We start from the raw sequence: 23409 nt of genomic DNA, 5'->3' as shown, positions 1-23409 counted from the left end.
GGCCGCGCGATCCTGCTGATCCGGGTCTGTTCGACTGACGGAGTTGGACACTCGAACAGGGAAAAGGTCCACACCGAGTACCGGAATGCCGGTGCCCGGTGTGGGCTTTTTCGTTGCGACTGACGTTTCCGGCATTTCTTCCGATGTCGCCGGGTGCTGTGTTAGAAAAATCCGGTGACGCTATTGGAATTTCCTGAGGATTGGCAATCGGCGTTGGTCGTCGTGGCGCACCCGGATGACGTCGAATATCCTGGTGCCGCACCGATCGCGCGGTGGACCGAGCAGGGGAAGAAAGTCTCCTACTTGCTCGCCAGTCGCGGTGAAGCCGGTCTGGACAGCATGTCTCCCGAAGAATGCATGGAGCTCCGCATGGCGGAGCAGGTCGCGGCCGCGGCCGAGGTCGGCGTCACCGACGTCGAGTTCCTCGACTACCCGGACGGGTTGATCGAATATAGTGTCGGCTTGCGTCGGCACATCGCTCACGCGATTCGCCGGCACCGGCCGGAACTGGTTCTGATCGGCAACCCCCGTGAGATGAACGGAAACGGGATGCTCAACATGGCCGACCACCGGGCGGTCGGCCAAGCGGCGATCGACGCGGTGCGCGACGCGGCGAACCGGTGGATCTTCCGGGAGCTCCCGGAAGCACCGTGGTCGGGGGTGCGCTACACGGCCCTGCACGGTTCGCCGAACGTCACGCACGCCGTCGAGGTGACCGAGTCGTTCGAGGCGGGCGTGCGCTCGCTGCTGGCCCACCGCGTCTACCTGGAAGTGCTCGGCACCGCACCGGAGGCCGCCGAGGCGATGCTGCGCGAGTTCACCGACATGCACGCGTCCCGCTTCGGCGGCCGACCGTGCGTTCCGCTGGAAATGCTCTGACCTCTTACCTCTTACCCGAACAGGAGAAACCCATGAGCACAGTCGAAAACCTCTACGCGACGTCCTGGGAGCTGCGCACGTCGATCACCATCGACGCGCCCACCGACCGGGTGTACGGCATGGTCAGCGACATCACCCGGATGGGCGAGTGGTCGCCCGAGTGCGTCGGCGGTACCTGGATCGCCGGCACCCCCGGCGCGGTGGGTGCCCGGTTCCACGGCTTCAACAGCGAGGGTCCGGCGGTGTGGAGCAGCGAGTGCGAGGTCTTGACGGCCGAGGAACCGCGGACGTTCGGGTTCAGCGTCCTCCGCTTCACCAAGGGACGGCCGTCCGAGGACTCGGAGTGGGTGGGCGGCCTGAAGCCGGGTGACGTGACCTGGACGTTCCACCTCGAGGAGACCCCCACCGGGTGCGTGCTCACGCAGGTGCACAGCATGGGGTACGTCAACCCGTTCTTCCAGGAGATCTTGGAGGAGGCGGACGAGAGCGAGCGCGCCGCTCGCGTGCAGGCACGCAAGGAGCACCTCCAGCACTCGATGGAGTCGACCCTCCAGCAGGTCAAGGTCGCGGCCGAGAAGCAGGGATGAGCACCGGGGCGGGTTCCGGCACGCGTCGGACCGCCACCGGGGAGCGGGCAGGCGGTCCGGGCGCCGGACTGCCGCCCGCACCCCGGACCGCACGCGCGTTCCGACGACCACGGGGGTGAGTGATGAGGATCGGGATTGTGGGAGGCGGTGCGTCCGCCGTGTGCGTCATCGACGCGCTCGCCCGCTCGGCGTGCCGCTCGGGGACGGTGACGGTGTTCGAGCCCTCGTCACAGCTGTGGCGAGGGCGGGCGTACCAGAAGGACGACGAGGTGATCCTCGTCAACTCCCCCGCGGAGGACATGTCGGTGCGGCAGAGCGACACCGGCCACTTCGAGCGGTGGCTGGAGAACCGCCACGGACCGACCGGCGGACCTGTGCCGGAGTTCACCTCGCGGGCCGTGTTCGGCGAGTACTTGGCGCAGACCGCGTACGAGGGCATCGCGCGGCTGCTCGAACGCAACTGGCAGGTCGAGGTCGTGCGCGAGGGGGTGACCGGCGCGCACCGCTCGGGCGACCAAGTCTCCCTGCACACCGATGACGGCTCCCGCAAACCGTTCGACTACGTGATCCTGGCGGTCGGTGGCGGCAAGCCCAAGGACTCCTGCGGCCTGTCGGGCACTCCGAACTTCATCGGGGAGCCCTACCCGCTCGCCACGACGATCACGGGAATCGACCCGGACGACGACGTCGCCGTCATCGGCACCGGGCTGACCGCGGTGGACGCGGTGGTGGCGTTGGAATCCCGGGGCCACCGCGGGCGGATCTCGATGCTGTCCCGGCTCGGGGTGCTGCCGGCGGTCCGCCAGCGCCCGATCGCCCACGAGTTGCGCCACTTCGTCCCGCACCGGATTCACGACATGGCACGTGAGCACGGCGGGCTCGACCTGAACCGCCTGGCGGAGCTGCTGCGCCGCGAGCTGGCCGAGGTGGGCTCGGACCTCGACGAGGTCTGGGACGAGATCACCCGCGTCGGCCAGGAGCCCGCGGCCGTGCGGCTGCGCCGACAGCTGAGCGAAGTGGCCTCCATCCGGACCGGCATGCGGGTCATGCAGAAGGCCGTCCACGTCTCAGGACCGGACCTGTGGCCGCTGCTGCCGGAGCACGTCCGCAAGGACATGCTGGGGCCGTACTACCGGACGCTGATGAGCCTGTGCTGCCCGATGCCACCCCGCAGCGCGGAGACCCTGCTGCGGCTGATGGGGTCCGGTCAGCTCCAGGTGCTCAGCGGTGTCCAACAGGTGTACCCCGTGGCAGGCGGCGGCTTCCAGGTCATGACCCGCGACCGCGAGCTGACGGCGCACCACGTGGTCAACGGGGTGAGCGCGCCTGCTCACCGCATCCCGCTCGGAGCGCGAAAGCTCGTCGACGCGCTGTGCGACGAAGGGCTCGCCGTGCTCCACCGCGACGGCGGGCTGTGCGTCCGGACCTCGAACAGCCGGTTGACCGGAGCGGACGACGACGGCCCGAAGGTCTACGCCATCGGGGACATCGCGGGCGGCACGTTCTTCTTCACGTTCGGCATCCCGTCCCTGGTGGACCGGTGCCACGACATCGTCACCGACATCTTCGCCGAGGACCAGCACGCCCGCGCGGCGCGCACCGACCGGAAGGTCCCGGTCGCGAGCTCCTGAACCACCGATCACCCAGAAGGGACACGCAGTGCTCCACGACACCGACGTGCCGACCGCCCACCTGGCGGACACCGACACCGGCCTGCCCATCCCGGGTCCACCCGTCTTCACCTCCGTCGCCGACGAGCGCCGCCACCGCAAGCAGCGGCTCGCCGCCGCCATCCGACTGTTCGGCAAGAACGGCTTCGGCGAGGGGATATCCGGGCACATCTCCGTGCGCGACCCCGAAGACCTCGACCTGTTCTGGGTCAACCCGTTCGGCGTCTCGTTCAACCGCGTGCGGGTCGCAGACCTGATCTGCGTCGACGACAAGGGCGTCGTGGTCGCGGGCAAGCACGCCGTCAACCCCAGCGCGTTCGCGATCCACTCGCAGATCCACCGGCTGTGCCCGAACGCCGAAGGGGTGGCCCACGGGCACACCACGTCCAGCCGAGCTCTGGGCACCCTGGGGCTGCTCCTCGAACCCATCGACCAGGAGTCCGCGGCGTTCCACCGCAACCAGGTGCTCTACGAGGCGTACGACGGACCGGCGGTCAGCGTCGAGCAGGGCCGGGACATCGCCACCAGGTTGGGGGACAAGGCGGCCATCCTGCTGCGGCACCACGGTTTGATCACCGTCGGTGGTTCCCTGGAGGAGGCCATCCACTGGTTCTTCACCTACGACAGCTGCGCGCAGGTCCAACTCCTGGCCCGTTCGGCGGGGTCGATGCGGGTGATGACCGAGGACCAGGCGCAGTTGGCGCGGGCCGGTTTCGGCGACGCTCAGCTCGCCTGGTTCAGCTTCCAGCTGCTGTGGGACGAGATCGTCCACGAGCAGCCCGACCTGCTCGACGAATGACCACCCGGCGAGCGCACGCCCACGAGGGAGAGCAGGCCGTGCGGCAGCGCGTGGGCGCGGTACGCAGACCGCCTGTGTTCGGACCCGAGCTGAACCAGGGCTTCGCCGACTTCATCCGCGCGCAGCGGATGCTGGTGATCGGCGCGGCGGACGACGACGGCCACCTGTGGGCGACCGCCGTCACCGGGCCTGCGGGCTTCGCGGACCCGGTGGACGAGACGACCGTCGTCCTGTCGGGCGAGCCGGCCGCCGGTGACCCCCTCCGCGGCGCCTTCGCGGTGGAACGGGACTGCGGGACACTGGCCTTGGACCCGGTGACCGGCCGCCGCGTCAGGGCCAACGGCACGCTGCGGGACCACGGCGGTCGGCTGGTGCTGCGCACCGAGCAGGTCCTGCGCAACTGCACCAAGTACATCCAGAAGCGGGAACCCGTCGGTGACGCCGACCCCGCCGAACCGGTCGCCACCACCGGCGACGCGCTCTCCGCGCGCCAGCAGGACTGGATCGCCGGTGCCGACACGTTCTTCATCGCCAGCCGGTCTCCCGCGCACGGCGCCGATGTGAGCCACCGAGGTGGACGGCCCGGATTCGTCGCCGTCAGCGGCAGCCGGCGGCTGAGCTGGCCCGACTACCGCGGCAACTCGTTCTTCATGACCTTGGGGAACCTCGAGCTGGACCCCGCCTGCGGGCTGCTCTTCCTGGACTGGCAACGCGGTCGTACTCTCCACCTCACCGGACGCGCCCTGGTCGACTGGGAAGACGCGTCCGCTCCGGGTGCCGAGCGCACCATCCACTTCGACGTGACGCGCGTTGTCGAGATCGGCGGCGCCACGGCGCTGCGCTGGAAGTTCGTCGAGCACTCCCCGTTCAACCCCGACCAGGACAAGGACGGCACACCATGACCACGACCGAATCAAGGCAACAGATCGAGGTGCCCAACACGGCGGAGGACATCCTCGCCGCGGTGCGGGCGCTCGCGCCGAAGCTGCGCGAGAGGTCGGTGGAGATCGAGCAGAACCGGCGACTGCCCGCGGACGTCGTCGAGATGCTGCGCTCCGCCGGCGTGTTCCGCATGGGCTTCGCCAAGGAGTTCGGTGGTCCCGACCTGACGTCGGTCGAGCAGACCAGGGTGCTGGAGGCGCTGTCCTACGGCGACACCTCGGCCGGCTGGTGCGGCATGATCGGCATGGACAGCGGCCTCTACTCCGCCTACCTGTCCGAGTCGGCGGTGCGTGAGATGTTCCCGACGCCGGACATGATCACCGGTGGTCTGATCAACCCGAACGGCCGCGCGGACCGGGTGCCCGGCGGCTACCGCCTGACCGGTCACTGGAACCTCGGCAGCGGCATCACGCACGCCGACTGGGTGTCGGCCGGCGCGTTCACCTACACCGACGGCGTGCAGGACCTCACGGCCGGGGGCAACCCGAACTGGCGGATCATGCTGGTGCGTCCCAGCGAGGTCGAGCTGATCGACACCTGGCACAGCACCGGCCTGGCCGGTAGTGGCAGCCTCGACTACCGGATCACGGACGTGTTCGTGCCGGAGGAGCACACGTTCAGCTTCGGCACGCCGCTGAGCCGGTCGGGTCCGCTGTCGGCGCCGGACGGCCTGATGCGCAAGATGCCCGGCGTTCCGCTGGGCGCCGCGCGCGCCGCGCTCGACTACGTCCGCGAGATCGCCCGCGACAAGGTCAACCGGATGACCGGGCAGGCGTGGGCGGACGACTACCGCGTCCAGTTCACCCTCGGGCAGTGCGAGATGGACTTCATCACCATGCGGCACGCGGTGTACGCCAGCGTCGAGCACAAGTGGGAGCGCCTGGAAGCGGGGGTCGCCTACACCGACCTCGACCCGGAGGAGCGGGTCGCCACGGTGCTGCTGGCGCTCAACGCCTTCCGCGGCGCGTTGTCGATCGTCCGCAGGCTCTACGACCTGCTCGCCACGACCTCGATCTACAAGCCCTCGCCGATGGACCGGTGGCTCAGGGACCTGAACACGATGTGCCAGCACGTCATGGCGCAGGACGTGATCGTGCAGTCGGCGGGGGCCTACCTGCTCGGCGGCACGCCGCAGTTCCCCTTCGCCGTCGGCATCACCGAGTAGTCGTGACCGCGCTCGGAGAAGCAGTGGTCCCCGACACGGCCGCGAAGATCCTGGCCGCGGTCGAGGCGATCGCACCGCGCTTGCGGGCGCGGTCGGCGGGTATCGAGGCGAACCGGCGGCTCCCCGACGACGTCGTGGAGCTGGTGCGCGGCGCCGGTGTGTTCCGGATGGCCTTCGGCCCGGAGTTCGGTGGTCCGGGGCTCACCGCGGTCGAGCAGACGCGAGTCCTGGAAGCCTTGTCCTACGGCGACACGTCCGTCGGCTGGTGCGCGATGGTCGGCATCGACAGCGGGTTGTTCGCCAACTACCTGTCGGAGTCCGCGGTGCGGGAGATGTACCCGAGGCTGGACATGAGCGCGGCGGGCATGCTCGCCCCGCTCGGCCGGGCGGACCGGGTGCCGGGCGGCTACCGACTGGCGGGCCGGTGGAGCTTCGGCAGCGGCATCACGCACGCCGACTGGGTGTTCGCGGGCGCTCACACCTGGACGGACGGGGCGAAGGACCTCAGCGCGTCGGGCAAGCCGAACTGGCGGATCATGATGGTCCGCCCGGTCGACGTCGAGCTGATCGACACCTGGCACACCACCGGTCTGGCCGGCACCGGCAGCCTCGACTACCGGATCACGGACGTGTTCGTCCCGGAGGAGCACACCTTCAGCTTCCGCCGACCGCGCGTGACCGGTGGACCGCTGTCCACCCCGGACCTGCAGATGCGCAAGATGCCGGGTGTCCCGCTGGGGACGGCGCGGGCAGTGCTGGATCACGTGCGCGCCGTCGTGGTCGACGAAGTGGACCGGGTCACCGGTCGACCGCTGGCGCACGACCACCGGGTGCAGCGGGTGATCGGGGAGTGCGAGATGGACTTCCTGGCCGCCAGGCACGCCGTCTACGCGAGCCTCGCCCACCGGTGGCGCCGCCTGGAATCCGGGGTGGCCCTGGAGGACTTCACACCCCGTGAGCGGGTGGGGACGATGCTCACCCGGCTCCAGGCGTTCCGCGTCGCCCGGTCCGTCGGGCGCAGGCTGCACGACCTGCTCGCCACCACCTCGGCACAACCCTCACCGGCGGTGGACCGGTGGGTGCGCGACCTGGACGCGATGTGCCAGCACTTCATGGCCCAGGACCAGATCATCCAGTCCGCGGGCGCCCACCTGCTCGGCGGCACGCCGCAGAACCCGCTGGTCCTCGGCATTCTCGACTAGGGGAGACCACATGACCATCATCGAGGCGGTCCAGGGCCCGCTGCACTCCCGCTCCGGTCCCGAAACCTTCTGGAGCACCACCAACGTCGGTGAGGCGTTCCCCGGCGTCGTCACCCCGCTGGGGTGGTCGCTGTGCGGCCCGTCCGTCGAAGTCGGCATCCGCGACTGCTACGCCCGGGTGGGCGCCCTGCCCAGGCGGGAGGTCCGCGTGCCGGACCGGGTCGAGGACCGGCTGATCTCGGTGTTCTACGGCCGGGGTGCGCTGAACGTGAACTTCTTCTGCCGCATGGGCGCGAACCTCCCCGGCAGCGCGCCGGACGCCATCGCCCGCCAGTTCCTCGGCGGTCTGCCCGAGGGCATCCCGGCGCGCAGCACGGTGCGGCGCCTGCCGGTGGTCGCGGTGAAGATGCCCTACACCCAGGCCGTCGTGCGGCGGGACGTCCTGCGCCGCACCGCGCCGGTCAAGCAGTGGTGGCAGCGGTGGACGACCCGGCTGGACGGGCTGGACCTCGAGGGTTCCCGCCACGCGCTCGTCGACGCCCGGGCTGTGTTCGACGAGATGATCCGGGTCCAGGCGGCGGGCCTGTTCATCGCCGTCCAGTCGACCTACGACCGGTTGCTCGCGCTGATCGACCGGGTCGGCCTGACGACCGAGCAGACCAACGCGCTGGTCGCGGGGCAAGGGTCGCACGTCGAGACGGCTCTGATCTCCGACCTGTGGGCGTTGGGCCGGGACCGGATCGACCTCGGCGCGTTCCTCGCCGAACACGGTTTCCACGGTCCGCTGGAGGGCGAGGTGTCGAGCCGGGTGTGGAGGGAGGACCCCGAGCCGGTGCTGCGCCTGGTCGAGCAGTACCGCTCGCTGCCGGACTCGGCCGACCCCGCGGTCCGCATCGCGGAACGGGCCGCCGCCCGGCGCGACGCCGAACGCGCGCTGATCGGCTCCCTGCCGAGGTCCCGCCGCGCGGCGGCCAGGTTCGTGCTCAGGCTGGCGGTCTCGCGCATCCCGCTGCGCGGTGTCGCCAAAGCCGCCTTCCTCCAGGCGCTCGACGTGGCCAGGGGCGCGGCCCGGCGCATGGGCGTCCTGCTGGCGGAGCAGGGGGTGGTGGACGACCCGGAGGACGTCTTCTACCTCACCGCCGACGAGCTGATCGGCGACTGGCCCGGTGACGCCCGCGATCTGGTCGCCGATCGCCGGGCGCAGCGCACGGCGTTCGAGACCACCTCGCTGCCGGCGCACTGGCAGGGCAACCCGGTCCCGGTCACCGCCTCGGACCCGACGTCCACCGACCGCACCGCGGTCCGCGGCATCGGTGCGAGCGGCGGCGTCGTCGAGGGTGTCGTCCGCGTGGTGCGCGACCCGGCGTTCGTCGACGTCGAACCGGGTGAGGTGCTGGTCTGCGAGACCACGGACCCCGGCTGGGCGTCGGTCCTGTACCTGTCCTCCGCGCTCGTGGTGGACGTCGGCGGCCTGCTCAGCCACGCCGCCGTCGTCGCCCGGGAAGTCGGTGTCCCCTGCGTCATCGGTACCGGCGACGGCACGAGAGCCCTCACCACCGGTGACCGCGTCCGCGTGGACGGCAACGCCGGCACCGTCGAAATCCTCGACAAGGCCGAAGCCGGGAGGACCGCGTGAACCAGACCGCGAGCGGAAGGGCCGTGCCGGCGCGCCCGGTCCCCAACACCGCCGGGGAGATCCTCGCCGCCGCGCGCGCCATCGTGCCCGAGCTGCGGGCGCGGGCGGTGGAGATCGAGGCGAACAGGGGACTGCCCGACGACGTCGTGGAACTGCTGCGCGGCACCGGGGTCTTCCGCATGGGGTTCCCCGCGGCACTCGGTGGACCCGAGCTGTCGTCGGTCGAGCAGATCGAGGTGATCGAGGTCCTGTCGTACGGGGACACCTCGGCGGGCTGGTGCGCCATGATCGGCATGGACGCCGGTCTGTACGCGCTGTCCGAGCAGGCCGCCCGGGAGATGTTCCCCTCCCCGGACGTGATCGCGGCGGGGATGTTGCCGCCGGTCGGCCGCGCGGACCGGGTGCCCGGCGGGTACCGGGTGAGCGGGCGCTGGAGCTTCGCCAGCGGCATCGCCCACGCCGATTGGGTGTCGGCGGGCGCGTTCGTGCACACCGACGGGGAACGGGAGACGACCGAGTCGGGCAAGCCGCGGTGGCGGATCATGATGGTGCCGCCGGACGAGGTCGAGCTGATCGACAACTGGCACGCCACCGGCTTGGCGGGCAGCGGCAGCGCGGACTACGTCATCAAGGACGTGTTCGTGCCCGAGAGCCGGACGTTCAGCCTTGGTGAACCCACCCGGTCCGGCCCGCTGTCCGCGCCCGACTCGCTGATGCGCAAGATGCCCGCGGTCGCGCTCGGCGCCGCGCGGGCCGCGCTCGACCACGTCCGGGACGTCGCCCGCACGAGGGTGCACCCGATGACCGGACAGCGGTGGGCGGACGACTACCGCGTCCAGTTCGCGGTGGGCCGGTGCGAGATGGAGCTCCAGGCCGCACGGCACGCCGTGCACGCCAGTCTCGCCCAACGGTGGGACCGCTTGCTGGGTGGTGGCACGCTCGACGACCTCACGCCGGACGAGCGGGTCGCGACGACGCTCACGAGGTACAACGCCATGCGGGGCGCCCGTGACGTCGTCCGCAGGCTCTACGACCTGCTCGCCACCGCGTCGATCTACCGACCGTCGCCCATGGACAGGTGGCTGCGGGACCTCGAAACCATGTGCCAGCACGTCATGGCGCAGGACGTCGTCGTGCAGTCGGCGGGTGCGTACCTGCTCGGCGGCAAGCCGAGGTTCCCCCTGGCCCTGGGCATCGTGAACTAACGGACTGGAGTGCAAGACATGGGAGTGCGCAGCACCGCCGAGGCGGACGGCCGCGAGTTCTACACACGGCACAGCCCGCTGACCGACCCCGGTGACCTCTCGCACCTGCTCGACGGGCTGCCCCGCGACGTGGCGACCCTGGTCACCGTCGTGCGGGGCGTGCTCGTGCACCGCGACGAGCCGCCGTGGCGGTTCGGTTTCGAGTTGTCCGAGGAGCGCTACCGGCAGAGCGGGACACGCAGGCTGCGGGACATCCTGGCCGTGCTGGGCGACCTGCGCGAGCGGCCGGTGGTCGAGCGCTTCCCCTCGACGTGCCGCGACTTCTGCGTCCTGCTGTGCGCGTTGCTGCGGCACGCGGGCGTGCCGGCCCGACCGCGGGCGGGCTTCGGCAACTACTTCCCGCGCTGCGGCGCCCCCGCGTTGTACGACGACCACTGGGTGGTCGAGTACTGGGACGACGAACGCGGCTGGTTGCTCGCCGACGCGGAACTGGCGCGCCCGGAGGACCGCGAGGCGTACCAGGTCGAGTTCGACGCCGTGGACGTCCCCCGCGACCGGTTCCTGGTGGCCGGGCGGGCTTGGCTGGCCGGGCGGTCCGGCGAGATCGATCCCGGCATCTTCACGATCAGCGGCATCGAGCTCTCCGGGCTGCCCGCGATCCAGGGCACGGTGGTGCGCGACCTCGGACTGCTCAACCTGGTCGAGGCGCTCCCGTGGGACAACTGGGGAGTCATGACGAGGCCGTTCACCGGGCTCGGCTACGCGGAGTTGGCCCTGCTCGACCAGGTGGCCGAGGTCGGTGCGAAGGGCGGTCCGGTCGACGAGGCCACGGCCCTGTACTGGACGCACGTGGAGCTGCAGGCCGACGACCTGGTGGCGAAGGGGCTGAACTGAGGGCGGGCCTGGAGGGGCGGACGAGGGCGCGGCTCACCGCCGTCCCTCAGCCGCCGAGCCCGCCGAACAGGTCGTTCGCGCAGTCGTTCGGGTCGCCGGCTGCCAGCACGAAGTGCTCGACGTCGAGCACCGGTTGGGCCACGAGGTTGGACAGCGCGTACCCGGCCGGCCGTGCGCCGTCGCCCCACACCGCCACCTGCGTGGCGTGCGCGCCCAGCGCCCGGATCTTCGCGGAGAGGTGTTCCCGCACGTCGACGGCGGTGGTGACGACCTCGTCCGGCACGGTCGGCAGGTCGTCGACCGCCGCCGGCGGGAAGGGCAGGCTCCCGGCGTCCACGAGCCCGCGGAGACCCGCCTCGACCGGACCGCGTGGGAACACGGTGTGGAACACCCGCCGCACCGCGGGCACCCTCGCGACCGCGTCCATCGTCACCTGGTGCGCGCGGACGTGGTCCGGGTGCCCGTAGCCGCCGTCGTCCGCGTAGGTCACGACGACCTGCGGCTCGACCTCGCGCAGCACCACTTCGAGCGCGGCCACCTGGGCTTCCCGATCGCCGGTGGCGAACGAGCGGGGGTGGGCGTCCGGCGGCGGTGCGGCCAGACCGGGTCGCACCCACACCATCCCCGAGTCGCGCCACCGGCCGACACCGCCGAGGAACCGCTGGTCGACCGCACCCAGCGCCGCGCACGCCGAACGCAGCTCGTGGTACCGGTAGCCGCCCAACTGGTCCGCCTGGTCTGCCGCCAGGCCCCGCAGGTGCTCCGGGATCACCTCGCCCTGTTCACCGAGCGTGCAGGTCACCAAGGTGACCTGCACGTCGCGCGCCGCATAACGGGCGATCGTGCCGCCCGTGGTGAGCGTTTCGTCATCGGGATGGGCGTGCACGAGCAATAAGCGCTTTGGCGCGGTCAGTGTCACCGGTTCAGACTAATCCCGCTCATGGCGGTACGGAGGGTGTCGAACAGCCGGAGTGGCTTCGCCGACGGTCTTCGGCTAGCTTGGGTCGGGACCTGATTCCCGGGGGTGGGGACTCCCGGGGTCGTCGACTTCGGTGGGGGATTGTTTTTCGGTGTCACGGCGTGTGGTGTCAACAATGCTGGAGAACGAATCCGACGGATCGTGCGGAGCGCTTTCGCGCGTCCGGCGCGCCGACTCGTCCGCGTGCGCCCGAAGGAGTTCGTGATGCGGCTCGCCCCTTACCGTCGCGTACTGGAAGTCCCCGGTATCAAGGGTGTTCTGGTCCTCAGCCTGGCCCTGAAGGTGCCGATCGCGGCGATCCCCGTGGTGCTCTCCCTGCACGTGGTGCAGCAACTCGGCCTGGGGTTCGCCCAGGGCGGCCTGGTGGTCGGGTTGTGGACGATCGGCGTTGCCGTCGGTGCCCCGTTCCAAGGACGCTTCCTCGACCGCCGCGGCATCCGTCCGGTTTTTTCGGTGGTGACCGTCGCGCAAGTCCTTTTCTGGGCTTTCGCCGCGTTTCTGCCCTTTCCGGCCCTGGTTGCCGCCGCGTTCGCGTCGGGATTCCTGCTGGTGTCGGGCTCGACCGTGGCGCGGTTGGCGATCAGTGCCATGATTCCCGAGGAATCGAGCCACACGGCGTTCGCCATCGAGTCGATGATGACGAACATCGCCTATCTCGTCGGGCCGGCCGTCGGCGTTCTCCTGGCGACCCAGGTCTCCACGCCGTTCGCGATCTTCTGCCTGGGCGCGGTGCTCGTGCTGGGCTGCGCTTTCCTCGTGCTGACCGATCCGCCGCTGGGCGGAGGACCGGATCGCAGCGCGGCCGGCGTGCGGCCGGCGGCCGGCGTGCGGCCGGCGGCCGGTGCCCTGGTCGCGGTCCTCGCGTGCGCGGCCGCCGCGGGGGCGGTCGCCTCCGGCAGCGAGATCGCGATCGTGGCCATCCTGCGGTCGGTCGACCAGACGGCGTGGGCGGGTCTGGTGATGACCGTGTGCGCGGCGTGCTCACTCGTCGGGGGCCTGCTGTACGGCAGCCGCGAGAAGGGCCTGCCCGCGACCGGGCTGCTGGCCGTGCTCGGTGTCGCCATGATGCCCATCGGGTTGGTGGCCGACTGGCGCTGGATGATGATCGCGGTGGTGCCCGCCACGCTGCTGGTCGCGCCGACGTTCGCGGCGGTCGCGGCGGCCGCCGGCAGGATCGCGCCCCCCGGTGCGCGCGCCTGGGTGATGAGCCTGTTCGGCTCGATGATGACGGCGGGTGTCGCCGCGGGTTCGCCACTGGCCGGAGCGGTGTTCGACAACGGCGGTGGACCGGCGAGCTTCCTCGCGGTGGGCGGCGTCGGCCTGGTGGCGGCAGCGGCTGCCTGGCCGGTGCTGCGCGCCTCCTCACGACCCGACGCCGACGCGGTGGCCACGAAAGTCCAAGACGAGAGATGAGGGTGACATGTCAGCATCGCGCCGAGTCGTCGTAGTCGATTCCTACGCGCCGACCAAGGCACTGCCGGACCAGTTCCTCAAGGCGGGAGCGGAGCTGGTCCGGGTGCAGACGACGCCGGAAACGCCACTGGTCTACCGAGGCGAGTTCACGCTGAACGACTACGTGGACAACTTCGTCCACGACGGTGACACGGCCCGCCTGGCGGAGAAGTTGGCCGGCTACGACCCGGTGGCGGTCGTTCCCGCCGGCGAGACGGGCGTGGAACTGGCCGACGAGCTCAGTTCCAGGCTGGGCGTGCTCACCAACGGCGTAGAGCTGAGCCCGGCGCGGCGTGACAAGTACGCCATGATCGAGACGATCCGGAGGGCGGGACTCGCGGCCGCCCGGCAGATCCAGCCCGCGTCGGAGCAGGAACTCGTCGAGTGGCACCGGGCGGCGGGCGGGCGGATCGTCGTCAAACCGCTGCGCGGCGCGGGTGGCAGCGGGGTGCACTTCTGCGACACCCCCGAGGAATCGGCAGCGGCGTACCGCGAGCTCATCGGTGCCGTGAACCTGCTGTCCGCGCGCAACACCGCGGTGGTGGCACAGGAGTACCTGCGGGGAACCGAGTACATGGTCAACACGGTGAGCCGCGACGGTAGGCACCACGTGACCGACATCCTGCGCACCACCCGGATCGCGGCGAACGGCATGATCGACCTCTGTGACGGGCTGCGCCTGGTGCGCCGCCGGGGCGAGGTCCAGGACCAGCTCGCGGAGTACGCGGCGCGCGTCCTCGACGCCCTGGGCATCCAGCACGGCCCTGGGCACCTGGAGATCAAGATCACCGCCGCCGGGCCGGTCCTGGTGGAGATGGGCGCGCGCATCTGCGGCGGCAACCTGCCCCAGTACGTGCAGACGGCGATCGGCGAGTCCCAGTTGGACTGGACGGTGGACGCCTACCTGGACCCGGAGAAGTTCCACTCCCGCGCCGGCGGCGATTACCCCGCGGGCAGGCACTTCGCTGCGGTCGCGTTGATCTCACCCGTGGAGGGCGTCCTGCGCGGCTACCGCCACATGGGGCGCATCGAGCAGTTGGAGAGCTTCAACGACCTGCGCGTCTTCGTGCGGCCCGGCGACCGGATCATGCCGACGGTGGACGACATGGGCGCTCCCGCCCTGGTCACCCTGATGCACGACGACGAGGAGACCGTGCTCAGGGACACCGGCACGATCCACTACCTCGACGGAGAGGGCTTCTACGAGCTCGCGGAAGCCTGAGCGCCGACCTGTCGTGAACAGGGGGGAAGCCATGACGAACACCATCGGGGAACGAGCCGTCCTCCACGGCGGACCGCTGTCGGAACTCCCGGTGCCGACGCTCGCCGACGCGCTGCTGCGCGCCGCACGGCTGGACGACGCGGGACGGATCGTCCACTTGGACGGTGGTGCCCCGCAGGAGCGCAGCTACGCGGACCTGTGGCACGACGCGGCCAGGGTCCTCACCGGCCTGCGTGGGGCGGGAGTCCGGCCGGGGGACCGGGTCGTCCTGCGGGTCGACGGAGAACCGGACCTGCTGACCGCCTTCTGGGCCTGCCAGCTCGGCGGGTTCGTCCCCGCGCCGGTGACCGCCCACCCGCCTGCGGGCAGCGCTCTGTCGGCGGACGAACTGCTGTCCGCCGTGTGGCACCTGCTCGACGAGCCCTGGGTGATCGCGTCAGGCCGGCCCGGGGGAGCGGGTGTGCCGGCGGCCCGCTGGCTGGGTGAGGTGGGTGACCTCCGTGCGGAGGACCCCGTGGTGGAGATCCGCACGGCGGCCGTCGACGACCTGGCCGCACTTCTGCTCACCTCGGGGAGCACGGGTCTGCCCAAGGCTGTGGCGCTGACCCACCGCAACGTGCTCAGCCGGGCGCACGCCACCGCCCTCGTCCGCGGGCTGTCGCGGCGCAACCGCACGTTCAACTGGATGCCGCTGGACCACGTGGGGGGTCTGGTCATGTTCCACGTCAGGGACGTCGTGCTCGGGTGCCACCAGGTGCACGCCACGACGCGGTGGGTGCTCGACGATCCGCTGCGCTGGCTGGACGCCGTCGATGAGCACCGCTGCGACACGACGTGGGCGCCGAACTTCGCCTTCGGACTCGTCGTCGACCGCGCCGACGCGATCGAACGGCGGTCGTGGGACCTGCGCCGCCTCGGATACGTCATGAACGGCGGCGAGCCGGTGAAGCCCCGAGTGGCCCGGCGGTTCCTGGAGCTGCTCGCGCCGTTCGGGTTGCCGTCGACCGCGATGCACCCGGGCTGGGGCATGTCGGAGACCTCCGCCGGTGTGGTCGACCGGGTCTTCTCACCGCTGGACGGCTCCGACGACGACCGCTTCGTGCCCGTCGGCGCCCCGCACCCCGGTGTGTCGCTGCGCGTCGTGGGCGCCGACGGGCATGTGCTGGGGGAAGGGGAGACGGGAAGGCTGCACGTCTCCGGGGCGCCGGTCACCGCCGGGTACTACGGCGACGACCGGCAGAACCTCCAGTCGTTCACCGATGACGGCTGGTTCAAGACCGGCGACCTGGCGTTCATCTCCGACGGAGAGCTGACCGTCACAGGACGGGTCGACGACCTCATCGAGGTCGGGGACACCACCTGCTACGGCCACGAGATCGAGGCCGCCGTCGAGGAGTTGCCGTTCGTGGAGCCGTCCTACACGGTCGCGTTCGGCATCGGTGGAGCGCTGGAGGTCGCCTTCCACCCCCGGTCCGGGAAGTCGTCGGACGCGGAGCACTGGCGAATCGTCCAGCACGTCTCGCAGCGGTTCGGAGTGGCGGTGGGCAGGGTCCACCCCGTACCCAAGGACGCCGTGCCGAAGACGGGCATCGGCAAGCTGAAGCGGGCGCAACTGATCGCGGCGATCGCCCGGTCCGCAACGGAACACCGGGGGTTCGGCAATGCTTGACGAGATCCGAGTCCTGCAAGCCCTCCGGCTCAAGGGGATGCCGACCGCGAGCGACGTCGTCGACGCGGTCGGGAGCGACGGCGAGCCGATCCTGCGTGAACTCGTGAGGCAGGGGCGGTGCACGGAGAACGGTGGTCGCCACAAGCTCACCACCGCCGGGCGCGACCGCCTGGCCCTGCTGCTCGCCGAGGAGCGGTCGGGCGTCGACCAGCGGGCGCTGGCCGACTTGTACGAGCGCTTCGACGCGCACAACACGCTGGTCAAGACGGTCGTGACCGAGTGGCAGCTCAAGGGCGGCAGCGTCCTGAACGACCACGGCGATCCCGACTACGACCAGGCGGTCGTGGCACGGCTGGGCGAGGTGCACCGCGGCTTCGAACCGTTGCTGGCGCGGATAGTCGCTGTGGCGCCCCGGCTGGCGCCCTACCCCGGCCGGCTCTCGAGGGCGTTGGCGAGGGTCGGGGCCGGTGACCACAGTTGGTTCGCCAAGCCGTTGGTCGACAGCTACCACACCGTCTGGTTCGAACTGCACGAAGACCTGATCACCCTTCTCGGCCGCACCCGCGAGGCCGAAGCCGCTGCCGGGCGGGCGGGGTGACCAGCGTCGCGCTGCTGGACGGGTGCACCGGCCTCGATCAGGAGCTGTTGGGCGGCAAAGCCTTCGGCATCGAGCGGATGCACGCGCTCGGGTTGCCGGTTCCTCCCGCCTTCGTGCTGACCACCGAGGTGTCCCGGCGGTTCCGCGGCGAGGTGCCCCAGGACGTGTGGGAGTCGGTCCCCGGGCTGGTGCGGGAACTGGAACGTGCGACGGGGCGGACGTTCGGCCGAGGTCCGCGTCCGTTGCTGCTCTCGGTGCGCTCCGGTGCGGCGGTGAGCATGCCGGGGATGATGGACACGGTGCTCAACCTGGGTGTGACCGGGGATGTGGTGCGGGCGCTCGGCGAGACCGGTGGCGTGGAACACGCCGACGACGTCCGCCGGCGGTTCACCGAGCAGTTCGCCGGGATCGTCGGCACCCCTGCGCCCGACGATCCGTGGCAGCAGTTGCGGGCGGCCGTCGGTGCGGTGTTCAGCTCATGGCACTCGCCGCGCGCCGTCGCTTACCGGAAGGCACGTGGCATCCCGGACGATGGGGGCACGGCCGTGGTCGTGCAGGCGATGGTCTTCGGCAACCTGGACGACCGCTCCGGCACCGGCGTGCTGTTCACCCGCGATCCGCTGACCGGTGCGCCCGAGCCGTACGGCGAGTGGCTGGCACGTGGCCAGGGCGAGGACGTGGTGTCCGGTCGCGTCGACGCGGCGACCCTCGGCGAGCTGGCCGACGCCCTGCCCGAGGTGCACGGGGAACTCCTGGCGGCCGCCGCGGTGCTGGAGAAGGCCGGCCAGGACGTGCAGGACATCGAGTTCACCGTCGAGGCGGGCAGGTTGTGGCTCCTCCAGACCCGTACCGCGAAGCGAACGCCGGAGGCGGCGGTGCGGCACGCGGTGGCGTTGGCCCTCGAAGGCGTGATCAGCCGCGTCGAGGCGGTGCGCCGGGTGACGCCCGACCAACTCGGAGCTCTGCGGCGACCCCGGGTCGATCCCGCGCACGCGGCTTCGGCGCCGGTCTTGGCCCGAGGCAAGCCCGCTGCGCCGGGCATCGGTGTCGGGGTGGTCGTGGTCGACGCGGACGAGGCCGAGCAGCGGGAGGGGGATGTGGTGCTGGCACGCCCGACCACCGACCCCCGCGACGTGCCCGCCATGTCGATGGCCGCCGCGGTGGTGACCGAGCACGGCGGTTCGACGTCGCACGCCGCAGTGGTGTGCCGCGAGCTGGCCGTGCCCTGTGTCGTCGGGTGCGGTTCCGTCACCGCGCTCGCCGGGCGCGTGGTCACCGTCGACGGCTTCACCGGCACCGTCTACGCCGGCGCGCTGCCGGTGAGCGTCACCTCGCCGGACGACCCCGACCTCGCCTTGTTGGCCGAATGGGCGCGGGCAGTGAGCTGACCAAGTCCGATCCCGCGGCGCGCAGCACGTGCCATTCGAGCGCGAACACCGTCCGATAGTGTTTTCTCGCCGGCTGGGGGCGGCCGGGAATTCATCGTGTGATTTACGTGAGGGGAGCACGACAATGCGGTATGACGTGACCATCATCGGGGGCGGTGTGGCGGGGTTGAGCGCCGCACTGGTGCTGTCCCGGGTCGGCCGCCGGGTGGTTGTGGTCGACGCCGGTCAGCCCCGCAACGCGCCGGCGGACCACCTGCACGGTTTCCTGTCCCGGGACGGGATGTCTCCTCTGGAGCTGCTCCGGGCCGGGCGCGACGAGGTCGCCGGGTACGGCGGCGAGCTCGTCGAGGACCTGGTCGAGGTGGTCGAGCGGGGCTCGGGAGCGGAGTTCGAGGTGCGATTGGCGGGCGGACGCGCGTTGACCACGCGTGCGGTCGTGGTCGCGACGGGTCTGCACGACGAGCTGCCCGACGTGGCCGGGGTGCGCGAGCTCTGGGGCTCTGACGTCCTGCACTGCCCGTACTGCCACGGGCACGAGGTCCGCGACAAGGCGATCGGCGTGCTCGGTGGTGACAACCGACCGTTCACCCTGCACCAGACTTCGTTGGTGCGCTTGTGGTCCCCCGACGTCGTGTTCTTCCCCCACCGGATCACCTTGACCGACGAGGAGCACGAACGCTTCGCCGCGCGCGGGATCCGCGTCGTCGAGGGCGAGGTGTCGCGGGTGGTCGAGAAGGACGGTCGGGTTTCCGGCGTCGAGCTCGCCGACGGCCGCTTGGAGCCGCGGACCGCGGTGTTCGTCGGACCGCGCTTCTTCCCGCGCGACGAGCTGCTCAAGGGGCTGGGCTGTGACGTCGAGGACGGTTGGGTGGTGGTCGACGGAGTGGGCCGCACCAGCGTTCCCGGGGTGTTCGCCGCAGGCAACGTGGTGTCGGAGAGCGCCCAGCTGGCCAACGCCGTGGGTGCCGGGTCGTCCGCGGGCATCGCGGTGAACCACCACCTGCTGGCCGCTGAGACGGCGCAGGCCGTGGCGGCGTACCGCGCGGCGCGGTAGGCGGGTGCACGGCGAAGGAGACCTCGCTGGTTCCGCACTCCGAGGTCTCTTTCGCCGTTCTCCCCTCAGGTGGTCGAGGTCGACGCGGACTTCCGGCGGGACACCGCGTACAACAGGATGATCAGCAGCAGGAACGGGAAGCCGACCAGCCACGCACTGCGGAACATCGGCACGAACGCCATCGTCACGACCATCGCCGCCACCGCGAGGGCAGCGACTCCGTTGGTCCACGGAGCGCCGGGAAGCCGGATGCGGCCGGCGGGCCTGCCACCGCGGACGAACTTCGCGTGGGTCACCAGGATCACCACCCACGTGCCCAGCCCGCCGAACGACGCGATGCCCATCAGCTGGGTGAACGCGGACTCGGGCGCCACCACGGAGACGGTGGCCGCCACGACCATGCCGAGGGTTCCCATGAGCACCGCGTTGGTCGGCACCCCGCGCCGGGACAACCGCGTGGTCCACGCCGGCGCCTGCCGGTCGCGCCCCAGCGAGTGCAGCGTCCGGCTGGCCATGAACATCGTGGTGTTGAGCGCGGACAGCGCGGCGGTCAGCACGACGAAGTTCATCAGTCCGGCCGCCGTCGGCATGCCGAACCAGGAGAACAGCGTCACGAACGGGCTCGTGCCCAGGTCACCGCCCGTGGCGTTGACCGACAGGATCACGACCATGCTGAACACGTAGAACAACGCCAGCCGCACGATCGTCCACCGCGCCGCCTTCGGCAGGTCGCGTCCCGGGTCCTTCGACTCCGCGGAGCTGAGCGACAGGCTCTCCACACCGCCGTAGCTGAACATCACCACGATCATCGCTGTCCACAGCCCGGCGAACCCCTGTGGCAGCAGGGAATCCGCGCCGGTCCAAGCCGACAGGCCGGGAGCGGGCCGGTCCGGGAGCCCGGTGGTCAGGTAGACGACCCCGAGCACCAGGAACACCACGATCGCCGTCACCTTGATCATGGTCGCCCAGTACTCGACACCGCCGAACACCGAGACGGAGACCAGGTGGACGGCCGTCACGACCACCGCGCACGCGACCACCGGCAGCCACAAGGGAACGTCCGGCCACCAGTAGCGGACGTAGATGGCGACGGCCACCGTCTCGACCCCCATGGCCAAGGAGACGGCGGCCCAGAACATCCACCTGGTGCTGAACCCGACGAGAGGTCCGAGGTAGCGGTGAGCCAGCTGTCCGAAGCCGTTGGCATCGGGGTGGGCGACGGCCATCTCGGCGCTCGCGTAGACCATGGTGAGCGTGATCAACGCACCGATGACGTAGGCGATGATGACCGCGGGCCCCGCCAGGGACACAGCCAGCCCGGCGCCGAGGAACAACCCCGTTCCGATGGATCCGCCCAAGGTCAACATGCTGATCTGCCGGGAGCTGAGCCCCCGCCGCAGTTTCGATGACGTTCCGGGAGCGGACGCGACGTCAGTCTCGCTCATGTGCCCCCCACACTTTCGAGTGAATATCGACGAGGGGGCAACGTAGCAGCGGGGAAAGCACCCGAAAACGTGTTCGCCGAACGTCGATTGCGCTGTGCGGCAACGTTTGAGCGCATCGGCGACCGGGTGCGTGGAAGGGCTCCAGTTCTCCGACGTGACAGTCGGCGGGCAACCCTCCGCTGCCGGTACTCGACGAGTTCCCGCCGCGATCCGCCTGGGCGCTCGGCCTCGTCCACGAGCGAGGTGGTGCTGCTCAAGCCGAACCACGGGTTCCTGGAACCGATGATCGTCCAGGGGCCTTCTCGCACGTCTTGCGCGCAGCGCCGACGGCCGCCGACCTCGAGGTTGGCCGCTTCGTCCGACGCGGGCCCCGTCTCGACGGTGCCGACAGGTACGCCTGGCGGGCTGCTCGGGCGAAGGCGGTAGGGGCGCGACGCCTCGCGGGATCCCGCTTCGAACGGTCCGCGTCGGCGTCAGGTGTTCGGCGCGATCGTCATCAGCGGACAGCCGTCGACCTGCGGGCACTTGACCAGTTGCGGACAACCGCAGGCGAGCGTCGAGTTCAGCGTGTCCAGCCAGGCTTGGCGTTCTTCGATCTCGCGCTGGATGCAGGCGCGGCGTCGCGCTGCGATCTCCTGCCACGAACCGCCCGACTCCTCCGCCTCGTCCAGCAGGGAGGCGATTTCCGTGAGGCTGAAACCGATGTTCTGGCACGTGCGGATCATGGACAAGCGGTCGAGCACATCCTGCGGGTAGTGCCTTTTACCGCGGATCTTCGGTCCTTCTTCGATCAGGCCGACCCGTTCGTAATAGCGCAGTGCTGATGACGCAACGCCCGACAGTTTCGCCACTTGGTCGATCGGCAGCAAGTCTCCTGTCATGATCGTCCCCCCGGTCGGTCGGCTCCGGCAGTGCCTGCCGTGCGGCTCGGCAGCATCGATCTGTCGGTACGAGATGCATCTTGAACGGTGCGCGAGCGGACCGGAAGTGGGCCGTTCCGCTGGTGGAGTGGGTCGACGTATGGCGTGCGGAACATTCCACCCACAACTTGTGACGTAGGTCATATGGTTCGAGGTCTTGGGGTCGGCTTCGCGCCAACGCTCAAGTTTCGCTACAGCTATAACACCGTGCCGCGCGCTGTCGATCATGTTCGCGACTTGCTCGTCGAAAGGTGCGGTTTTCCGAAGCTGTGAACGGGCGGCATCGGTCCGTCGGCTGTCGGCCTCGGTAGGCGGTGCCGGGCGACACCTGTGGGACCTTCGGGCGTGGACAACGACCCGTCTTTTCTGCATCGCGGGCCGGGAAGGCCGGGGCGAGCGCGTCGAGACTGGTCGTCATGCCTGTGCCGTGACCATTCCCGCGTGGCCGGAAATCGGGCCGCGCGGCGATGTGCGAACGGTCTGGTCGCCGGCGTGCCGAAGTGGGTTGAACCCTGTCGTCCTTCTGCGTCTCTCGCCCCGTTGAAGCGACTATCCTCGGATTTCTCCTGCTGATGCGTCGGCGATGCCCGCCGGGGTTCCGAAGACGTCGAGGAACAGGTCTGCCGCCTCCTCGGGCGTGTGCGCCTCGAAGATGAGTCCACCTGCCGTGAGGTGGAGGGTGAAGTCGAAGAACGCGCAGCAACGCTGCTCGGCCGACGCCAGTTCCGCCGCCCGACCCGCCCGTGAGCTCGGGAGTCGCCACCGGAGCCCGTTGGCGATGCCCTCGGGTCGGAACCCTTCGAGCAGGTCGCGCCACTCGGCGGTCCGCTCCGCCTGCTCATCGCCCGTCAAGGTGCAGGCGATCGGCACGTCCGACGCCGGCTGGATGTCCAGCAGGCGTGCCGAGGGCATGGCCACCGGTGGGCTGAACCGGGATGCCCCATCCGGACGCCCGTGTGGCTCGGTCGACTGCTGTGCCGGTCGGCTCACCGCATCGGTCATGGATCCAAGGTAAACCTTGGAGGAGGCTCCAAGGCACACCTCATACACCTGATCGGGTGACCTCTTTCGCGCCTTGCCGCTTGGTGGACTGCGGCGCCAATCCCCACGGGTTCCCGCGCGCTGCCATCGGCCGCGGACGACGAAGGCCGCGGGTCCACCCGGTGTCGGGGACCCGCGGCCTTCGTCGAGCCGGTTCGTCTAGTCGATGCGGGCGGTGATGGCCAGGCGGTTGAACGCGTTGATCACGGCGACCACCCAGACGACCTGCTGCGTGAGGGTCGGGCCGAGATCGGCGATGGCGGCGTCGAGGACCTCTTCGTCCACGTGCGTGTCGGAGACCAGGGTGACCGACTCCGCCAAGGCGAAGATCGTGCGTTCCCGGTCGGTGAACGCGACGTTGGTCTTCCAGTCGGCGACGTTGTCCACGCGGTCCTGCGTTTCCCCCGCGTGCAGGGCCTTCTCGATGTGCGTGCGCACGCAGTAGGTGCACCCGTTGATCTGGGAGCAGCGGAGCTTGATCAGCTCCACCAGACCGAGGGGGAGTTCGGCGTCGTCGTCGACGGCCTTGGACAGCGTGCTCATCGCGGCGTAGCCGGGGCCTGCGAACGGGTCGAGCTTGGGCATCGTCTCTCCATCGTGGGGGAATGGGGATGGCGGCGGTGTCACCCGGGTGGGGGAGCCCGGTGACACCGCCGCCAAGT

The 23409-nt window shown here is 70.4% G+C and carries 21 protein-coding genes; 16 read left to right on the top strand and 5 right to left on the bottom strand.

From position 1 onward, the window contains the following. Positions 1-174: 174 nt before the first annotated feature. From ACIQMJ_RS31725 to ACIQMJ_RS31680, 10 genes are all read left to right on the top strand, one after another. The gene (locus tag ACIQMJ_RS31725; RefSeq protein ID WP_499764668.1) at positions 175-879 is read left to right on the top strand and encodes a PIG-L deacetylase family protein; all 705 of its coding nucleotides are present in this window, start codon (positions 175-177) and stop codon (positions 877-879) included. Between the two features lie 32 nt (positions 880-911). Beyond that, positions 912-1466, top strand: coding sequence for an SRPBCC family protein (locus tag ACIQMJ_RS31720; protein ID WP_499764667.1), 555 nt, complete (start codon positions 912-914; stop codon positions 1464-1466). A 122-nt stretch (positions 1467-1588) separates the two neighbouring features. Further along, entirely contained in the window at positions 1589-3097 is a 1509-nt protein-coding gene (locus ACIQMJ_RS31715) for an FAD/NAD(P)-binding protein (RefSeq protein WP_499764666.1), read from the top strand. A 28-nt stretch (positions 3098-3125) separates the two neighbouring features. After that, positions 3126-3935 (top strand): class II aldolase/adducin family protein, encoded by an 810-nt coding sequence (locus ACIQMJ_RS31710; protein WP_499764665.1) that lies wholly within the window; start codon positions 3126-3128, stop codon positions 3933-3935. Beyond that, positions 3932-4837 (top strand): pyridoxamine 5'-phosphate oxidase family protein, encoded by a 906-nt coding sequence (locus ACIQMJ_RS31705; protein ID WP_499764664.1) that lies wholly within the window; start codon positions 3932-3934, stop codon positions 4835-4837. The genes ACIQMJ_RS31710 and ACIQMJ_RS31705 overlap by 4 nt, the downstream gene beginning before the upstream one ends. Beyond that, complete coding sequence (locus tag ACIQMJ_RS31700; protein WP_499764663.1) at positions 4834-6042, top strand: acyl-CoA dehydrogenase family protein; 1209 nt, start codon at positions 4834-4836, stop codon at positions 6040-6042. Before ACIQMJ_RS31705 ends, ACIQMJ_RS31700 begins: the two co-directional genes overlap by 4 nt. Before the next feature lie 2 nt (positions 6043-6044). Beyond that, entirely contained in the window at positions 6045-7244 is a 1200-nt protein-coding gene (locus tag ACIQMJ_RS31695; RefSeq protein ID WP_499764662.1) for an acyl-CoA dehydrogenase family protein, read from the top strand. A gap of 10 nt (positions 7245-7254) precedes the next feature. After that, a complete protein-coding gene (locus ACIQMJ_RS31690; RefSeq protein ID WP_499764661.1) occupies positions 7255-8880 on the top strand; it encodes a PEP-utilizing enzyme in 1626 nt (541 codons plus the stop codon). After that, a complete protein-coding gene (locus ACIQMJ_RS31685; protein ID WP_499764660.1) occupies positions 8877-10085 on the top strand; it encodes an acyl-CoA dehydrogenase family protein in 1209 nt (402 codons plus the stop codon). The genes ACIQMJ_RS31690 and ACIQMJ_RS31685 overlap by 4 nt, the downstream gene beginning before the upstream one ends. Positions 10086-10103: 18 nt before the next feature. Continuing rightward, positions 10104-10979: a transglutaminase-like domain-containing protein gene (locus ACIQMJ_RS31680; RefSeq protein ID WP_499764659.1), complete on the top strand. Its 876-nt coding sequence runs from the start codon at positions 10104-10106 to the stop codon at positions 10977-10979. A 46-nt stretch (positions 10980-11025) separates the two neighbouring features. Here the strand turns inward: ACIQMJ_RS31680 and mshB are convergent, their stop codons facing one another. Continuing rightward, positions 11026-11898, bottom strand: a complete 873-nt coding sequence (gene mshB / locus ACIQMJ_RS31675) for an N-acetyl-1-D-myo-inositol-2-amino-2-deoxy-alpha-D-glucopyranoside deacetylase (RefSeq protein ID WP_499764658.1) — start codon at positions 11896-11898, stop codon at positions 11026-11028. A 243-nt stretch (positions 11899-12141) separates the two neighbouring features. Between mshB and ACIQMJ_RS31670 the strand changes: the two genes are divergently transcribed. The 6 genes from ACIQMJ_RS31670 (at position 12142) to ACIQMJ_RS31645 (ending at position 19341) form a co-directional block, all read left to right on the top strand. Continuing rightward, positions 12142-13371: an MFS transporter gene (locus ACIQMJ_RS31670; protein WP_499764657.1), complete on the top strand. Its 1230-nt coding sequence runs from the start codon at positions 12142-12144 to the stop codon at positions 13369-13371. A gap of 7 nt (positions 13372-13378) precedes the next feature. Then, the gene (locus ACIQMJ_RS31665; RefSeq protein WP_499764656.1) at positions 13379-14632 is read left to right on the top strand and encodes an ATP-grasp domain-containing protein; all 1254 of its coding nucleotides are present in this window, start codon (positions 13379-13381) and stop codon (positions 14630-14632) included. A gap of 31 nt (positions 14633-14663) precedes the next feature. Continuing rightward, entirely contained in the window at positions 14664-16301 is a 1638-nt protein-coding gene (locus ACIQMJ_RS31660) for an AMP-binding protein (RefSeq protein ID WP_499764655.1), read from the top strand. Continuing rightward, positions 16294-16899 (top strand): hypothetical protein, encoded by a 606-nt coding sequence (locus ACIQMJ_RS31655; RefSeq protein ID WP_499764654.1) that lies wholly within the window; start codon positions 16294-16296, stop codon positions 16897-16899. Before ACIQMJ_RS31660 ends, ACIQMJ_RS31655 begins: the two co-directional genes overlap by 8 nt. Beyond that, positions 16896-18287, top strand: a complete 1392-nt coding sequence (locus ACIQMJ_RS31650) for a pyruvate, phosphate dikinase (protein ID WP_499764653.1) — start codon at positions 16896-16898, stop codon at positions 18285-18287. Before ACIQMJ_RS31655 ends, ACIQMJ_RS31650 begins: the two co-directional genes overlap by 4 nt. Before the next feature lie 124 nt (positions 18288-18411). Further along, entirely contained in the window at positions 18412-19341 is a 930-nt protein-coding gene (locus ACIQMJ_RS31645; RefSeq protein ID WP_499764652.1) for an NAD(P)/FAD-dependent oxidoreductase, read from the top strand. Positions 19342-19406: 65 nt separating this feature from the next. Here the strand turns inward: ACIQMJ_RS31645 and ACIQMJ_RS31640 are convergent, their stop codons facing one another. The 4 genes from ACIQMJ_RS31640 to ACIQMJ_RS31625 form a co-directional block, all read right to left on the bottom strand. Next, complete coding sequence (locus ACIQMJ_RS31640; protein WP_499764651.1) at positions 19407-20786, bottom strand: amino acid permease; 1380 nt, start codon at positions 20784-20786, stop codon at positions 19407-19409. A gap of 473 nt (positions 20787-21259) precedes the next feature. Then, the gene (locus ACIQMJ_RS31635; protein ID WP_499764650.1) at positions 21260-21655 is read right to left on the bottom strand and encodes a helix-turn-helix domain-containing protein; all 396 of its coding nucleotides are present in this window, start codon (positions 21653-21655) and stop codon (positions 21260-21262) included. Positions 21656-22255: 600 nt separating this feature from the next. Further along, positions 22256-22708: a hypothetical protein gene (locus tag ACIQMJ_RS31630; RefSeq protein WP_499764649.1), complete on the bottom strand. Its 453-nt coding sequence runs from the start codon at positions 22706-22708 to the stop codon at positions 22256-22258. 198 nt (positions 22709-22906) lie between these two features. Continuing rightward, positions 22907-23332, bottom strand: a complete 426-nt coding sequence (locus tag ACIQMJ_RS31625; protein WP_499764648.1) for a carboxymuconolactone decarboxylase family protein — start codon at positions 23330-23332, stop codon at positions 22907-22909. Positions 23333-23409 lie beyond the last annotated feature (77 nt).

It is taken from the genome of Actinosynnema sp. NPDC091369 (genome assembly GCF_044757065.1).
In the GTDB taxonomy this organism is placed as follows: Bacteria; Actinomycetota; Actinomycetes; order Mycobacteriales; family Pseudonocardiaceae; genus Actinosynnema.
This window is presented reverse-complemented; position numbering and strand designations above follow the sequence as displayed.